The sequence below is a fragment of the Variovorax sp. ISS6 genome (genome assembly GCF_056523145.1).
Map to the genome: position 1 here is coordinate 1,558,935 of NZ_JAWRZC010000001.1, position 15,756 is coordinate 1,574,690.

The 15,756-nt window shown below is 71.1% G+C and carries 16 protein-coding genes; 9 read left to right on the top strand and 7 right to left on the bottom strand.

What is annotated here, in order from left to right; translation table 11 throughout:
* Window positions 1-47: 47 nt before the first annotated feature.
* Window positions 48-392, bottom strand: a complete 345-nt coding sequence (locus AC1HIL_RS07250) for a hypothetical protein (protein WP_479671481.1) — start codon at window positions 390-392, stop codon at window positions 48-50.
* 131 nt (window positions 393-523) lie between these two features.
* On the opposite strand from AC1HIL_RS07250, the gene argS reads away from it, so the two are divergent.
* The 7 genes from argS to AC1HIL_RS07285 all read left to right on the top strand — a co-directional run bounded on the left by argS (window position 524) and on the right by AC1HIL_RS07285 (window position 8,748).
* On the top strand, window positions 524-2,209 hold the full coding sequence (gene argS, locus AC1HIL_RS07255) for an arginine--tRNA ligase (RefSeq protein WP_479671482.1): 1,686 nt from the start codon (window positions 524-526) through the stop codon (window positions 2,207-2,209).
* A gap of 11 nt (window positions 2,210-2,220) precedes the next feature.
* Entirely contained in the window at window positions 2,221-2,985 is a 765-nt protein-coding gene (locus tag AC1HIL_RS07260) for an SPOR domain-containing protein (RefSeq protein ID WP_057595594.1), read from the top strand.
* Window positions 2,986-3,173: 188 nt separating this feature from the next.
* Entirely contained in the window at window positions 3,174-3,821 is a 648-nt protein-coding gene (locus AC1HIL_RS07265; RefSeq protein ID WP_057595578.1) for a thiol:disulfide interchange protein DsbA/DsbL, read from the top strand.
* A 199-nt stretch (window positions 3,822-4,020) separates the two neighbouring features.
* Entirely contained in the window at window positions 4,021-4,734 is a 714-nt protein-coding gene (gene lptA, locus AC1HIL_RS07270; RefSeq protein ID WP_057595580.1) for a lipopolysaccharide transport periplasmic protein LptA, read from the top strand.
* The gene (gene lptB / locus AC1HIL_RS07275; protein ID WP_057595581.1) at window positions 4,731-5,525 is read left to right on the top strand and encodes an LPS export ABC transporter ATP-binding protein; all 795 of its coding nucleotides are present in this window, start codon (window positions 4,731-4,733) and stop codon (window positions 5,523-5,525) included. Before lptA ends, lptB begins: the two co-directional genes overlap by 4 nt.
* A gap of 30 nt (window positions 5,526-5,555) precedes the next feature.
* Complete coding sequence (locus AC1HIL_RS07280) at window positions 5,556-7,145, top strand: RNA polymerase factor sigma-54 (RefSeq protein ID WP_261209303.1); 1,590 nt, start codon at window positions 5,556-5,558, stop codon at window positions 7,143-7,145.
* A 10-nt stretch (window positions 7,146-7,155) separates the two neighbouring features.
* Window positions 7,156-8,748 (top strand): phospholipase D family protein, encoded by a 1,593-nt coding sequence (locus AC1HIL_RS07285; RefSeq protein ID WP_479671483.1) that lies wholly within the window; start codon window positions 7,156-7,158, stop codon window positions 8,746-8,748.
* A 9-nt stretch (window positions 8,749-8,757) separates the two neighbouring features.
* On the opposite strand, the gene AC1HIL_RS07290 is transcribed toward AC1HIL_RS07285, so the two are convergent.
* From AC1HIL_RS07290 to AC1HIL_RS07310, 5 genes are all read right to left on the bottom strand, one after another.
* A complete protein-coding gene (locus AC1HIL_RS07290; protein ID WP_413761630.1) occupies window positions 8,758-9,402 on the bottom strand; it encodes a LysE family translocator in 645 nt (214 codons plus the stop codon).
* Between the two features lie 22 nt (window positions 9,403-9,424).
* Entirely contained in the window at window positions 9,425-10,066 is a 642-nt protein-coding gene (locus tag AC1HIL_RS07295; protein WP_422099779.1) for a YceI family protein, read from the bottom strand.
* A gap of 33 nt (window positions 10,067-10,099) precedes the next feature.
* On the bottom strand, window positions 10,100-10,684 hold the full coding sequence (locus AC1HIL_RS07300; RefSeq protein ID WP_479671484.1) for a YceI family protein: 585 nt from the start codon (window positions 10,682-10,684) through the stop codon (window positions 10,100-10,102).
* Entirely contained in the window at window positions 10,681-11,292 is a 612-nt protein-coding gene (locus AC1HIL_RS07305) for a cytochrome b (RefSeq protein ID WP_057598366.1), read from the bottom strand. The genes AC1HIL_RS07300 and AC1HIL_RS07305 overlap by 4 nt, the downstream gene beginning before the upstream one ends.
* Window positions 11,293-11,361: 69 nt before the next feature.
* Window positions 11,362-13,176 (bottom strand): ATP-binding response regulator, encoded by a 1,815-nt coding sequence (locus tag AC1HIL_RS07310; RefSeq protein ID WP_479671485.1) that lies wholly within the window; start codon window positions 13,174-13,176, stop codon window positions 11,362-11,364.
* Between the two features lie 80 nt (window positions 13,177-13,256).
* Here AC1HIL_RS07310 and AC1HIL_RS07315 point away from each other — a divergent pair, with 80 nt between their 5' ends.
* A complete protein-coding gene (locus tag AC1HIL_RS07315) occupies window positions 13,257-14,504 on the top strand; it encodes a THUMP domain-containing class I SAM-dependent RNA methyltransferase (RefSeq protein WP_057595753.1) in 1,248 nt (415 codons plus the stop codon).
* Here AC1HIL_RS07315 and AC1HIL_RS07320 read toward each other — a convergent pair.
* Window positions 14,490-14,972, bottom strand: coding sequence for a surface-adhesin E family protein (locus tag AC1HIL_RS07320; RefSeq protein WP_057595754.1), 483 nt, complete (start codon window positions 14,970-14,972; stop codon window positions 14,490-14,492). The two genes, AC1HIL_RS07315 and AC1HIL_RS07320, sit on opposite strands and share 15 nt — an antisense overlap.
* Window positions 14,973-15,055: 83 nt before the next feature.
* On the opposite strand from AC1HIL_RS07320, the gene AC1HIL_RS07325 reads away from it, so the two are divergent.
* Window positions 15,056-15,520, top strand: coding sequence for a putative toxin-antitoxin system toxin component, PIN family (locus tag AC1HIL_RS07325; protein WP_479671486.1), 465 nt, complete (start codon window positions 15,056-15,058; stop codon window positions 15,518-15,520).
* Window positions 15,521-15,756 lie beyond the last annotated feature (236 nt).

The following is a 15,756-nucleotide window of genomic DNA, read 5'->3' on the forward strand; positions in this document are numbered from 1 at the left end:
CCGCACGAGGCGGGCTTTGTTTACAAAGGTTGCGGAGAAAAGCGGTCTCAGCCCTTGGCGGCGTCCGCCTCGCACTTCTTCATGAAGCTGTTCTTGGCGGCGCCGGCGAGCGCCTTGCCGTTCTTGTCGACCGCCTTGGCGGCGCAGGCGGGGGCGGCGGCGGCCTTGGCTTCCTTCTCGCACTTCTTGATCGAGCTGGCCTTGGCGGCGCCGGCCAGGGCCTTGCCGTTCTTGTCGACGGCCTTGGCTTCGCAGCCGCCGGCGGCTGCGGCGGGGGCCGCCGCGGCGGGAGCGGCCGGGGTGGCGGCCTTGTCCTGGGCCTGGGCGGCGCCGAAGGAAAGGCAGGCGCCGAGCGCGATGGTGGAGGCGACCAGGGAAAGGAGCTTCTTCATGGTGTGTGTCCTTGCAAGTGGGTTGTGACAGTGGCTGCCCCGCCTCGGGGTTGACCATCGTAACGGCCAAGGTCGACGGTTGGATGACGATCGTCAACTGCGGCCGAGTTTGCCCCCGGTAAAATTCCACGATGCTATTGGTCAAACAGGAGCTGCTCGCGGCGCTCGCGAACACGCTCGAATCCCTCTCCCCCGGCGCCGGCCTCAAGGCCGCGTTCGAGTCCCCCAAGGTCGCGGCCCATGGCGACTTCGCCAGCAATGCCGCCATGCAGCTGGCGAAGCCGCTCGGCCGCAAGCCGCGCGAGCTCGCCGAGGAACTGAGCGCCGCGCTGCTCGCCACCCCCGCCTTCGCCCAGTGGGTGCAGGCGGTCGAGATCGCCGGCCCCGGCTTCCTCAACATCCGGCTGAAGACCGCCGCCAAGCAGCAGGTGGTGCGCGAGGTGCTCGACGCCGGCGCCGCCTTCGGCCAGCGCCCGGCCACCGGCGAGAAGGTGCTGGTCGAGTTCGTCTCGGCCAATCCCACCGGCCCGCTGCACGTGGGCCACGGCCGCCAGGCCGCGCTCGGCGACGCCATCTGCAACCTGCGCGCCTCGCAGGGCGAGACGGTCTGGCGCGAGTACTACTACAACGACGCCGGCGTGCAGATCCAGACCCTGGCCAACAGCACGCAGCTGCGCGCGCGCGGCTTCAAGCCCGGCGACGCCGAATGGCCGAGCGGCGAGAAGGCTCCGGCGTACAACGGCGACTACATCGCCGACATCGCCGCCGACTTCATCGCCAGGAAGACCGTGAAGTCGGAGGACCGCGAGGTCACGGCCAACGGCGACATCGAGGACCTGGACGCGATCCGCGAGTTCGCCGTCGCCTACCTGCGCCGCGAGCAGGACCTGGACCTGCAGGCCTTCCGCGTGCGCTTCGACCAGTACTACCTCGAGTCCAGCCTCTACACCAGCGGCCGCGTCGAGCGCGCGGTGGCGCAGCTGGTCGCCGCGGGCAAGACCTACGAGCAGGACGGCGCGCTGTGGCTCAAGTCGACCGACTACGGCGACGACAAGGACCGCGTGATGAAGAAGCAGGACGGCACGTACACCTACTTCGTGCCCGACGTCGCCTATCACATCGCCAAGTGGGAGCGCGGCTTCCACAAGGTCATCAACATCCAGGGCACCGACCACCACGGCACCATCGCGCGCGTGCGCGCCGGGCTGCAAGCGGCGGGCGAAGGCATCCCCGAGGGCTACCCCGACTACGTGCTGCACACCATGGTGCGCGTCACCAAGGGCGGCGAGGAGGTCAAGATCAGCAAGCGCGCCGGCAGCTACGTCACGCTGCGCGACCTGATCGAGTGGACCAGCACCGACGCCGTGCGCTTCTTCCTGCTGAGCCGCAAGCCGGACACCGAATACACCTTCGACGTCGACCTGGCCGTGGCGCAGAACAACGACAACCCGGTGTACTACGTGCAGTACGCGCATGCGCGCATCTGCTCGGTGCTCGCGGCCTGGGGCGGCGACGCGGCCGTGCTGCAGGGCGTCGACCTGTCGCCGCTCGAGAGCCCGGCGGCCCAGTCGCTGATGCTGCTCTTGGCCAAGTACCCCGAGATGCTGAGCGCCGCGGCCAAGGATTTCGCGCCGCACGACGTCACCTTCTACCTGCGCGAACTGGCGGCCACGTACCACAGCTACTACGACGCCGAGCGCATCCTGGTGGACGACGAGGCGGTGAAGCTGGCGCGCCTGGCGCTGGTCGCCGCGACCGCGCAGGTGCTGCACAATGGCCTCGCGATCCTCGGCGTCACCGCGCCGCGCAAGATGTGAACCCCCTCACCATGAAGAAGACAACCAGACAACGCGGCAACATCGTCATCGGCCTGATCATCGGCCTGGTGCTCGGCCTGGGCGTCGCGCTGGGTATCGCGGTCTACGTGACCAAGGTGCCGATCCCCTTCGTCACCAAGACGCAGCGCGGCGGTGCCGAGCAGGACGAGGCCGAGGCGCGCAAGAACCGCGACTGGGATCCGAACGCCCCGTTGGCCGGCAAGCCGCAGCAGCCCCGTCCCGCGGCCGCCGGCCCGGTCGGCGCGCCGCCTTCCGGCGACAACGCCAATCCCGCCACCGCCGCGGTCTCGCCCGGCACCCCGCCGCCCACGGCGCCGGTGCCGGTGGTGGTCGCGCCCAAGCCCGCGCGGCCCGCCCCGGTGCCGGCCGAGGCCAATGCGCTGCCGCCCTCGAACGATCCGCTCGGCGACCTGGCCCGGGCGCGCGCCGGCAGCGTCGGCGGCAGCACCACGGTGGCCGCCGCCCCGTCGTCGAGCAGCGGCAATGCCGCGGCCGCCACCGGCTCCGGCGGCGCCGATCCCTTCATGTACTTCGTGCAGGCTGGCGCCTTCCGCACCACCGAGGACGCCGAGGCGCAGCGCGCCAAGCTCTCGCTGATGGGCGTCGAGGCCCGCGTGACCGAGCGCGAGCAGGCCGGCCGCACCGTCTACCGCGTGCGCGCCGGTCCGTTCAACAAGAAGGACGACGCCGACCGCCTCAAGGAACGGATGGACGGCGCCGGCCTCGACTCGGCGCTGGTGCGCGTCCAGCGCTGAGCGCCGTCCGGGCCGGGGGAGGGCACCATCCTGTGGTGGCCTTTCCCGACAACGGTCATGGTTTTTCTTTAAGCTTCGCCGCGGTCCGCGCCGCCCCCGGTTTCCCGGAGCCCCGAGCACCGCGCGCGGGAACTCCGCTTCACCGGCCCGGCTCAGTCTGCCGTCTATCAACTGGAGAGCTCTTTCCCATGAAACGTCGTGATTTCTCGCTGGCCGCCGCCGCCGGTTCGCTCGGACTGCTGGCCCACCTGCCGGCGCAGGCCCAGGCCCGCGCGCCCAAGGCCGGCACCGAATACCTCGTGCTCGACAAGCGCGTGCCGGTCGATGCGCCGGCCGGCAAGATCGAGGTGATCGAGTTCTTCTCGTACAACTGCCCGCACTGCAACGACTTCGAGCCCGCGCTCGAGGCCTGGGCCAAGAGCAAGCCCGCCGACGTGGTGCTGCGCCGCGTGCCGGTGCCCTTCGTGGGCAACGACGTCGAAGCCAAGCAGCGCCTGTACTACGCGCTCGAGGCAATGGGCAAGGTCGACGAGTACCAGCCCAAGGTCTTCAGCGCGATCCACGCCCAGCGCCAGAACGTCAACGGCGACGCCAACATCGTGGCCTGGGCCGAGAAGAGCGGCCTCGACGCCGCGAAGTTCAAGGAGCTGTTCACCTCCTTCGGCGTGGCGAGCAAGGCCAAGCGCGCCTCGCAGCTGACCGACGCCTACAAGGTGGCCGGCGTGCCCGCGCTGGCCGTGGCCGGCCGCTGGTACGTGGACGGCGAGACCGCCGGCAACATGAACAAGGCGCTGGCGGTCACCAACTATCTGATCGGCGAAGCCCGCAAGGGTTGATTTCGATTTCGTGGCCGCCGGGAGGCCGGGCCCCATCGAGGGTTCCGGGGCGGCCGGGCCGTCATTCGGCCGGTCGGCAGAACGCGGGGCGATCCCGCGGGGTGCCGTGCCCGGGTTCGCCGCCCCGGGGCTTTTTCATCCGCGCGCATGGGTCTGGCGCGATGGGCCGCATACAATGCAGAGCAAGTTTCGTGCCTCTATGACATCGCACTCTCACCCCACCTCCTCCCTTCGCCGCACCGGCCGCCTCGTGCTGGCCGCGCTGCTGCTGGCCGGCTCCGCCGCCACGGCCCTGGCCGAAACGGCCGACCGGACCAAGCCGATGAACATCGAATCCGATTCGATGCGCTACGACGATCTCAAGCAGACCAGCGTCTTCACCGGCAACGTGGTGGTCACCAAGGGCACCATCATCATCCGCGGCGCGCGCATCGACGTGCGCCAGGACCCCGAGGGCTACCAGTACGGCGTGGTCACCGCGGCGCCCGGCAAGCTCGCCTATTACAAGCAGAAGCGCAACGGCAACGGCGACGAGTGGATCGAGGGCGAGTCCGAGGTCATCGAGTACGACAGCCGCGCCGACAACGTCAAGTTCATCCGCCGCGCCGTCATGCGCCGCCTGGTCGGCGCCACGCCCAACGACGAGAGCAGCGGCGCGCTGATCGTCTACGACCAGAGCAACGACACCTACACCGTCAACGGCTCGACCGTGCCGCCGAACGCCGGCGTGTCGGCACCGGGCGGCGGCGGCCGCGTCAAGGCCATCCTCACGCCGAAGTCGGCCGCGCCCGCGGCACCGGGCGCCTCGGCCCCGGCCACGCGCCGTCCCGCGGCCCCGGCGCCCACGCCGGCCCCGGGCGCCGGCCTGCGCCCGAGCACCACGCTCAGCGGCGAAGCGGAAGAGCGCAAGTGATCGAAGCCGCCGGAACCCAGGAAGCCAACGGCGTGCCGGGCAGCCGCCTCGTCGCGCGCGGCCTGCAGAAGAGCTATGGCAGCCGCAAGGTGGTCAAGGACGTCTCGCTCGACGTGCAGAAGGGCGAAGTCGTCGGGCTGCTCGGCCCCAACGGCGCCGGCAAGACCACCTCGTTCTACATGATCGTCGGGCTGGTGCGCGCCGACGCGGGCGAGATCTCCATCGACGGCGAGCCCATCGCCCACATGCCGATCCACCGCCGCGCGCGCATGGGCCTGAGCTACCTGCCGCAGGAAGCCTCGATCTTCCGCAAGCTCACGGTCGAGGAGAACGTGCGCGCGGTGCTCGAGCTGCAGCGCGAGCCCGACGCCAACGGCCGGCCGCAGGCGCTGTCGAAGCAGCGCATGGAAGAGCGCCTGTCGGAACTGCTGGCCGACCTGCGCGTCGACCACCTGCGCGATTCGCCCGCGCTCGCGCTGTCGGGCGGCGAGCGCCGCCGCGTCGAGATCGCGCGCGCGCTGGCCACCCAGCCGCGCTTCATCCTGCTCGACGAGCCCTTCGCCGGCATCGACCCGATCGCGGTGATCGAGATCCAGCGCATCATCAGCTTCCTGAAGGAGCGCGGGATCGGCGTGCTCATCACCGACCACAACGTGCGCGAGACGCTGGGCATCTGCGATCACGCCTTCATCATCAGCGACGGCCATGTGCTGGCACAGGGCACGCCCTCGGAGATCGTCGACAACGCCGAAGTGCGCCGGGTCTACCTGGGCGAGCACTTCCGCATGTGATGACCCTCGCGCCAGCCATTTCCTGAGGGCATGAAACAAGGCTTGTCGCTGCGCGTTTCGCAGCATCTCGCGCTGACGCCTCAGCTGCAGCAGTCGATCCGGCTGCTGCAGCTCTCCACGCTCGAACTGAGCCAGGAGGTCGAGCAGATGCTCGACGAGAACCCCTTCCTCGAGCGCACCGCCGAGGAAGCCGCGCGCGAGGAATTCGGCCTCGACGCCGCCGACACGCCCGCGCCGCGCGAGGACACCGAGCGCGAGGCCGAGAGCGACTACGCGGGCGCCGCGCCCTCGACCTCGACCACGTCCACCGAGACCGCCTCGTCGTCCGAGGCCGAGCCGGCCCTCGACTCGCCCGAGCGCGAGCCCGACTGGGAAGGCGACGGCACCGTCGACATGGCGCCCGACGACAGCGAATGGGGCAGCGACGCGCCCGCGCGCAACAACAGCAGCACCGGCGACGACGAGCGCGCCGATGCCACCGAGCTCGCGCGCAGCCAGGAGTCGCTGCAGTCCTTCCTGCACCGCCAGGCGCTGAGCCTGCGGCTCAACGAGAACGACAGCGCCGCGCTGCGCTTTTTGATCGAGTCGCTCAACGACGACGGCTACCTCGAGGATTCGCTGCCGGCACTGGCCTCGGGCCTCGCGGGCGACGACAACGACCAGTTCGACGAGCTGGTGCACCACTTCCAGGTCGCGCTCGGCCTGCTGCAGAGCCTGGAGCCCGCGGGCGTGGGCGCGCGCGATCTCGGCGAATGCCTCGCGATCCAGCTGCGCGCGCTGGCCGACGAAGACGAGACAGAGGAAGAGGAACTGGTGCGCAAGACCGCGCTCGCCATCTGCAAGCAGCCGATGGAGCTGCTCGCGCGGCGCGACTTCAAGCGCCTGGCCACGCTCACGCGCACCAACGAGGAACTGGTGCGCTCGGCGCTGCAGGTCATCGCGCGCCTGGAGCCCAAGCCGGGCCGCCGCTTCGTCGACGTCGAGCGCAACATCGTCATTCCCGACGTGATCGTCACCAAGACCGGCCGCGGCACCAACGTGAAGTTCCGCGTCATGCTCAACCCCGAGGTGATGCCGCGGCTGCGCGTGCACGACATCTATGCCGGCGCGCTCAAGTCGCACAAGGGCGAGGGCAGCCAGGCGCTGTCGCAGCGGCTGCAGGAGGCGCGCTGGTTCATCAAGAACATCCAGCAGCGCTTCGACACCATCCTGCGCGTGAGCAACGCCATCGTCGAGCGGCAGAAGAGCTACTTCGTGCACGGCGAGCTCGCGATGCGCCCGCTGGTGCTGCGCGAGATCGCCGACGAGCTCGGGCTGCACGAATCCACCATCTCGCGCGTGACCACCGCCAAGTACATGGCCACGCCCTTCGGCACGGTCGAGCTCAAGTACTTCTTCGGCTCGGCGCTGGGCACCGAGACCGGCGGCAATGCCTCGAGCACCGCGGTGCGCGCGCTGATCAAGCAGTTCGTCGGTTCGGAGAGCGTGAAGAAGCCGCTGTCGGACAGCCAGATCTCCGAGATGCTCAAGGAGCAGGGCATCGAGTGCGCGCGCCGCACCGTCGCCAAGTACCGCGAGGCGCTGCGCATCGCGCCCGCCAACCTGCGCAAGGCCCTGTAGAAAGCCGCCGATGGCCCGACGCCTGCTGTCTGGGCTCTGGATGTCCGCCCTCGCGGCCACGCTGCTGGCCGCCGGCTGCGCCTCGCTGCCCGACGAGGCACCGCGCACTCCCACCAAGGCCATCGCCGTGTCGAAGGACACCGCGCTCGGCCGCATCGCGCTGGCCGCGCAGCCCGACCCCGACCTCAGCGGCTTTCGCCTCATGCCGGGCGGCGACTTCGCCTTCGACACCCGCATCCAGCTCGCGCGCCGGGCCCAGCGCACGCTCGACGTCCAGTACTACCAGATCGAGAACGACGAGACCGGCCGCTACCTGCTGCGCACGCTGCGCGATGCCGCGCAGCGCGGCGTGCGGGTGCGCGTGCTGATGGACGACCTCTACACCGCGGGCGAGGACGAGCTGCTGCGCGGCTTCGCGGCCACGCCCAACGTCGAGCTGCGCCTGTTCAACCCCTTTCCGGCCGGCCGCGGCAGCCTGCTCGCGCGCTTCACAGCCTCGCTGTTCGACTTCAGCCGCGTTAACCGGCGCATGCACAACAAGCTGTTCATCGCCGACGGCGCGATGGCGGTGGCGGGCGGGCGCAACATCGGCAACCAGTACTTCCGGCGCACCGCGGGCGAGAACTTCATCGACCTCGACACCTTCGTGACGGGCGCGCTGATCCCGCGCCTGGGCAGCCTGTTCGACCAGTACTGGAACAGCCCCTACGTGCGGCCGGTCGAGTCGGTGGTGGCGAGCGCGCTGCCTGCCGACGAACTGCGGCGCCGCTTCGAGGCCGCCACCGGCCCCGACACCACGCCGCCGCCGCCGAAGCCCGCGCCCAACGACCTGCTGGGCTACGGCCCGATCGCCGAGGACCTCGATGCCGGCCGGCTCGGCCTGATCTGGACCACGGCCGAGGCCTATGCCGATTCGCCCGACCGCGTGATCGGCAAGACCGCCTCGTACGGCGGCGTGCCGCTGCTCGACGTGGACAGCGTGCGCTACAACGTGGTCGAGCAGATGCGCCGCGCGCGCAGCGAGGTGACCATCGTCTCGCCCTATCTGATCCCGGGCGCCGCGGGGCTCGAGGTGATGAACGAGATCCGCCGGCGCCAGGTGAAGATCAGCGTAGTGACCAACTCGCTCGCCGCCACCGACGAGCCGCTGGTGCACACCGCCTACCGCCGCTACCGGCCCGAGATGCTGCGCCTGGGCGCCGAGCTCTACGAACTCAGCACCAACCGCACCCGCCGCAGCGTGCGGTTGGGCCTGTTCGGCACCTCGGTCGGACGGTTGCATGCCAAGTCGGCGGTGATCGACCGGCGCATCCTGTTCGTCGGCTCGATGAATTTCGACCCGCGCTCCGAGGTCCACAACACCGAGATCGGCCTGTTCATCCGCAGCCCCGAGATGGCGCAGCAGGCGCTGAAGCTGCTCGAGGTGCTCAAGCAGCAGGGCGCCTACAGGCTGCGCTTCGCCGAAGGCAGCGACTCGCGCCTGGAGTGGGTCAGCGAGGAGGCGGGCAAGACCACGGTGCTGAGCGAGGAGCCCGACTCGGGCTTCTGGGATCGCACCATGCTCGAACTGCTGGCGCCGCTGACGCCCGAGAGCCTGCTCTAGGAATCGGCCTCAGGTCCCGCGCACCGCCGACCACACCAGCCGCAGCCCCAGCAGTCCCATCACGCCGCCGGCCGCGCGGTCGATCCAGGTCTTGTAGCGCAGGTAGGCCGAGCGCGGCGCCGCCGACGACAGCGCGAGCGCGACGATGGCGTACCAGCCGGTCTCGATGCAGAAGATCACGGCCGGCACCGCGAGCGCCAGCACCAGCGGCACCTCGCGCGGCAGGAAGGCCGCGAAGATGCTCGCGTAGACCACGGCCGTCTTCGGGTTGCTGACCTGCGTGGCCAGCCCGAGCAGGAAGGTGCGCTTGCCGCGGCCGCCCGAAGCGGCGGGCGTGCCCGCCTCCGGCGCCATCGCGAGCGGCTGCCGCGCGCCGCGCCAGATGCGGATGCCCAGGTAGACCAGGTAGGCGCCGCCGAAGCCCTTGATCGCGAGGTAGAGCGCCGGCACCGCGAGGAACGCGGCCTGCAGCCCCGCGAGCGCCGCGATCGCGAACACCAGCCCGCCCGCGCCCATGCCGAGCGCGGCCGCGAGGCCGTCGGCGCGCGAGGCCACGGCCGTGCGCGCCACCATCACGAAGCTCGGGCCCGGGCTCATCGCGCCCACGGTCATGGCGCCGGCGATGCCGAGCAGGGAAAGGGTGGTGTCGATCATCGGAAGTGCTCTCTTTCGGAATTCATTGCTGCACGTTGACCGCCTCGACCTGCACCAGCAGCTTCACCTTGTTCTCGAAGCCGAAGTTCAGCCCCCAGGTGATGCCCCAGTCGCTGCGCTCGACGGTGGTCTCGAAGTCGCCGCCGCAGACCTGGCGGTTGATCAGCGGGCTCAGGTAGCAGTTGAAGCGCACGGCCTTGAGGGTGACGGGCTTCGTCTGCCCCATCAGCGTGAGCGTGCCGGGCACCTCGGCCACCTTGTCGCCGCTGAAGGCGATGCGCTCGGCGACGAAGCGGCCGGTGGGGAATTCGGCGACGTTGAAGAAGTCCTTGCTCTGCACGTGCCGGTTCAGCAGGTCGACGCCGGTGTTGATCGAGCTGATGTCCATGGTGATGTCGACCTTGCCGCTGGTGCCGGCGGCATCGATCTGCACCGAGCCGTCCTTGGTGCTGAAGCGGCCGCGGTTGGTGGTGGTGCCGTAGTGGCCCATCTCGTACATCACGAAGGTGTGGGTCGGGTCAACCACGTAGCTGGCGCCCTTGACCGGGCCGCCCGCGGGCTTGGCCGCGACGGGCGGGGCGGTGTATTCCTGCGCGGCGGCAAGGCCGGACGCGGCGAGCGCTAGGCCCAGCAGGGCGGAGGGAAGCAGTGTCTTGTTCTTCATGGCGAATGCTGCATGCGGGAGAAATGTGAAGGGTCAGGGCGCGCCGAGGCCGTCGACGACCAGCTTGAAGCGCACCTGCACCTCGTTGGCGATCACCGAGGTGTCGGTCCATTCGCCGTCGCCGACCTTGTAGTCGATGCGCTGCAGCACGAAGCTGCCGCTGGCCACCGACTGGCCGTTGGCGGCTGGCGCGATCGTCACGGGCACGGTCAGCGGCCGGGCGATGCCCTTGAGCGTGAGCTTGCCGGCCATCTCGAAGCGGCCGTCGCCGAGCGCCCTGATGGCCGTGGTCTGGAAGCCGGCCTGCGGGAAATGCGCGGCATCGAACCATGGCGCCTTGGGCAGCTCGGCATCGGTCATCGGAATGCCGAAGGCCGCGCTCGCCGTGTCGATCTGCAGCGCCACGCTGCCGCCCTCGGGCTTCTTCGGATCGAAGGCGATGCGCGCGTCGAACTTCCTGAACGAACCCTCGACCGGCACGCCCATCTGCTTGCTCACGAACACGATCTGGCTTTTCTCGGGCACCAGCCGCGCGGGGGGCGGCTCGGCATGGGCCGCCGGAAGGAGGAGGGTGGCGAGCGCCAGCGCGCCGTGCCAGCGGTGAAGAAGGGAAGTCATGCGTCGGGTTTCCTGGAAGTCGACGACGGCCCGGGCCACATGCGCCGCAGCAGGCCGTCGCGCGCGATCCACTGGTGCTTGACGACGGCCGCCACGTGCAGCACCGAGACGGCGGCCAGCAGGTAGGCGCCGGCCCGGTGCAGCGGCTGCAGCCAGTGCTCGGCGAGCGCGCGGTCCACGGGCACGAAATCGGGCAGCGGCAGCACGCCGAACCACACCACCGGCACGCCGAGCGCCGAGCTCTGGGCCCAGCCCAGCAGCGGCACGGCGAAGAACAGCAGGTACATCAGGCGGTGGCTGGCCGTGCGGCCCGCGCGCTGCCAGCGCGGCATGGCGGCCCGCACGAAGCCGGGCAGGCCGGGCGGCGGATGGCCGAGGCGCCACAGCAGGCGCACGGCGGACAGCAGCAGGATCGCGATGCCGGTCCACTTGTGCCAGCTGTAGAAGCGCACGCGCTGCGGCGAGAACGGCAGCCCGGTCATGTACAGGCCCAGTGCGAGCGCGCCGAGGATCAGCAGCGCCAGCAGCCAGTGCAACCCGATCGCGACCGGCGTGTAGCGGGCGGCCTTCGGTTCGGCGAGGGTCGGGGCGGAGGGGGCGCTGGGCATCGGCGGGCGGGCCGGCATCGGGGATGGCGCGCAGCATAGCTCGGAACGCCGCGCCGGGTGGCGCGGGGCTCAGCGCTGCGCCCGCCGCAGCAGCGCATGCAGCTCGGCCGGCTGCACCGGCTTGCGCAGCGCGTGCCAGCCACGCTCGTTGGCCAGCCGCTGCGTGGCCTCGTCGATGTCGGCCGACACCAGCGAGATGGCCAGCCCGGGCTTGAGCTGCTGCAGCCGGGTGGCCAGCGCGATGCCGTCGAGCGCGCCCGGCAGCCGGATGTCGCACAGCGCGAGGTCGAGCGCCTGCAGGTCGGCCAGCGCCAGCGCCTCGGCGGCGCTGCCGTAGACGCGCGGCTGCGCGCCCCACTGGCGCAGCAGCGACTGCAGGCTGTCGGCGACCACGGCGTTGTCCTCGACCACCAGCACCGCGAGGCCGGGGCGCAGCGCGGGTGCGGCCTCGGGCGGCGGCTTGAGGGCGGCCGGCGCCGGCGGCGCCGAGTCGGCGGGCGCGGCCGCGAGCTCGAAGGCGAACACCGAGCCGCGCCCGGGCGCCGAGCGCAGTTCGACCTCGATGCCGAGCTGGGTCGCGAGCCGCCGCACGATCGCCAGCCCCAGGCCGTGGCCGCGCTGCAGGTTGCGCTCGACGTTGCCGATCTGCTCGAAGTCGCCGAACACGCGCTCGTGCGCCTCGGGCGCGATGCCGATACCGCTGTCGCGCACCTCGACGCGCCAGGCGGCCTCACCCTCGCGCCGGCGCGCGCGCACCGCCAGCAGCACGCGGCCCGCGGGCGTGAACTTGACGGCGTTGTCCACCAGGTTGGCGAGCACGCGGCGCAGCGAGACCGCGTCGCTCCAGGCCACCGCGTCGCTCGGGCAGCGCACCAGCACGCGGCGCTCGCCGGCCTGGCGCGCGAGTTCTTGCAGCAGCGGCGCCAGCGCGACCGCGGCCAAGCGCAGCGGGTCGGCCGCGGCCTCGATGCGGCCGATCTCCAGCAACTGGTTGGTGAGTCCTTCCAACGCCTGCTGGGCGCGTGCCAGCGAGCCCACCGTGTGCTGCACCGCCATCGTGTCGGCGCCCTCGCGCAGCTGCTGGCGCAGCACCTCGGCCTGCAGGCCGATGGCCATCACCGGCTGGCGCAGGTCGTGGTTGGCGGCCGAGAAGAAGCGCAGCCGCTCGGCCTGGGCCTGCTCGGAGGCGCGCAGGCCGGCCAGCGCCTGCTCGCGCAGGGTGCGCTCGTTGAGGCGCAGGCCGATGTTCTCCTCGAGCTGGCGCGAGCGCTCGGCCACCAGCTTCCACATCATGGCGGTGAGGCCGGCGCCGATGACGGCGACCGCGATCATCATCGGCGGCCCGAGCCAGATGCCCATCACGATGATCGGCGCCAGCAGCAGCGTGATCGCGAGCTGCGTGGCCGGCGTGTAGAACGAGACCGAGAAGGCGGCCGACAGCGTCATGCCCATCACGATCACGCCCAGCAGCAGCTGCAGCTCGATGCGCGAGGGGTCGAACAGCAGCACGCCGGCCGCGCCGTGCGCCAGCTCCCAGATGCCGGTGCGCAGCACGTGCACGCGCTGGGCGCGGCGCAGGCTCGCGGGCGTGAAGGGCTCGGGCAGGCGCTGCGGCAAGAAGGCGCGCATCACCGTCACCAGCGTGATCAGGCCCAGCCAGGCCAGCGACAGCGGCAGCGAGAACTGCCAGGCGAACAGTGCCGCGATGCCGCAGTTCAGCAGGTACTGCACCGCCAGGATCGGCCCGATAGGCTGCACCGAGATGCGCAGCACCTCGCACTGGATGGCGAAGCCGTCGTCCCGCGCCGCCCCGGGGGAAGAGGGGTTTCCGCCGGCGCTGGCGGGGTGGGCGGCGGGCGCCGCGGAGTCGTGCAGGGGCTTCATGGACCGGACCACTATAGGCAAGCAGGGCGACACAGCGACAATGGCAATCCCGTAGCCGGCCGTCGACCAAGCGAACTTCCGTGAATGATCTCTCCCTTTTCCTGCCTTGCGCCGCCGGCGTCGAGGAGTTTCTCGCGCAGGAGGTGCATGCGCTCACCGGCCGTGCCGGCGACGACCTGCTGATGCTGCGCGGCGGCGTGCGGGTGCGCGCCGACTGGCGCGAGGTGCTGCAACTCAACCTGCACTGCCGCCTCGCGCAGCGCGTGCTGGTCGAGCTGGCCCAGGGCCTGTACCGCAACGAGAACGACCTCTACGGGCTGGCCAGCGGCGTGGCCTGGGAGATCTGGTTCACGCCCAGGCAGACCTTCAAGATCGAGACCACGGCCCAGCACAGCCCGCTGCAGAGCCTGAACTTCGCCACCCTGCGCATCAAGGACGCGATCGCCGACCGCTTCCGCGCCAAGGCCGGCGGCGTGCGCCCCAGCATCGAGACCCAGTGGCCCGACTGCCGCGTGTTCGCGCACCTGACCACCGACACCTGCACCCTCTACATCGACACCTCGGGCGAGCCGCTGTTCAAGCGCGGCTGGCGCCAGGACAAGGGCGACGCGCCGCTGAAGGAAACCCTGGCCGCCGCCATGCTGGCCGCCAGTGGCTGGTGGAACCCCGAGACCGGCGAGGTCGACGACAAGCCGCTGTACGACCCCTGCTGCGGCAGCGGCACCATCGCCATCGAGGCGGCCCAGATCGCGCTCGGCATCCCGGCCGGCTGGCTGCGCCGCTTCGGCTTCGAGAAGCTGCTGCCGTTCCAGCCCCACGTGTGGGCCGCGGTGCGCGCCGCCTCCGAACCGCCGGCGGCCGAAGCGGGCGCCGCGCCGCGCATCTTCGGCTCCGACGTCTCGCACCGCATGGTCGATTTCGCGCAGCGCAATGCCGAGCGCGCGGGCGTCGACCACGCGGTCGAGTTCCGCGGCGGCGACGCGCTGCAGCGCATGCCGCCCGCCGCGGCCGGCCTGATCGTGCTGAACCCGCCCTACGGCGAGCGCATCGGCATCGGCGGCGTGGCGCGCAGCGGCGCGCGCGAGACCGCGCAGGTGGCGGCGCCGGCCGCGGGCGAGGGGGAGGGCGACGGCGGCGAATTCTTCCCGCAGCTCGCGAGCCACTGGAAGAAGAACTACCCGGGCTGGACCGCCTGGGTGCTCACGCCCGACCTCAAGCTGCCCAAGCGCATGCGCCTGAAGGAATCGCGCCGCGTGCCGATGTGGAACGGCCCGATCGAGTGCCGGCTGTTCCGCTTCGACATGGTGGCGGGCTCAGCGCGCGGGTAGCGAGGCGGCGTCGGCCGGCGCTGGCGCCGCGCCGTCGCCACCGGTGCGCGGCGGGCGCACGCTGCAGGCCGCGTTCACGGTGCGCACCGCGAGATCGGGCGGCGCGCCCGCGAAGGCCATCGGCCGCCGGTCCTGCGGCTCGAACACGCGCACCGCGATGGGTTCGCCCACGAAGTCGGGCCGGCCGTAGTAGGTGGCGCTCACATAGCGCGCGGCGCGCGCCTCGCAGTCGACCTGCACGCGGCTCGTGAACGAGCGGAACACGATGCCGTCGCGCGTGGTGCGCGGCGCGGCCAGGCTCAGGCGCACCGCCATCGTGCGCTGCGAGCCCTCGGCCTCCACGCTGGTGGGGTCGACCTGCACGTAGCTCTCGCCAGGCACGCCGGCCGAGCCGCGCAGGGTGAACCATTCGGCACGGGCGCCGGCGGCGGCGAGGAGCAGGAGGCACAGCAGCGAGAATCGCTTCATCGAAAGAAGATGCAACAGGGCGATGGCGGATGCGCGATTGTCCCTGCCCCCGTCCCGCCGCGGGCGCCATCGTGTGATTTGACATGTCCCTGCCTTCCCCCGGCGCGCACGCCGCCGATGCCGCTGCCTCTCCCGCCGATGTCGTCATCGACACCAACATCGCGCTCGACCTGCTGGTGTTCGACAACCCCGAGAGCGCGCCGCTCGCGGCCGCGCTCGCCGAGGGCCGGCTGCGCTGGCTCGCGACCGCGGCGATGCGCGTGGAGCTCGCGCGCGTGCTCGGCTATCCGCTGATCGTGCGCCGCCTCGCGCAGCGCGAGCGCGCGGCCGAGGCGGTGCTGGCCGAGTTCGACGCGCGCTGCGTGATGGTGGACGGCGTGCCGCCGCGCGCGAGCTGCGTGTGCAAGGACCCCGACGACCAGGTCTTCATCGACCTCGCGGTCGCGCGCGGCGCGCAGCTGCTGAGCAAGGACCGCGCGGTGCTCGTCATGCGCAAGCGGCTGGCCGCGCGCGGCGTGGTCGTGCGTTCGGACTGGGCCGCCGGGTAGGCCTTCGGCCTGCATGCGCGGGCGACGCCGGCCGACACGGCTTCGCGGCGCCGCGATGGGCATACAGGTGCCATCGCACGGCTCAATGTAGGCTCGCGTACGGCGGGGGATTCAGAGGGCCGATGGGAAAAGACGAGGAAAAAAGGTTGCATGCGCAAGCTGTCTAGACAGCCATGGCAGGGCACGCAGATGCACCACTGTGGCGTTTGCCATGAGCGCATAAACACCGCCGTCAT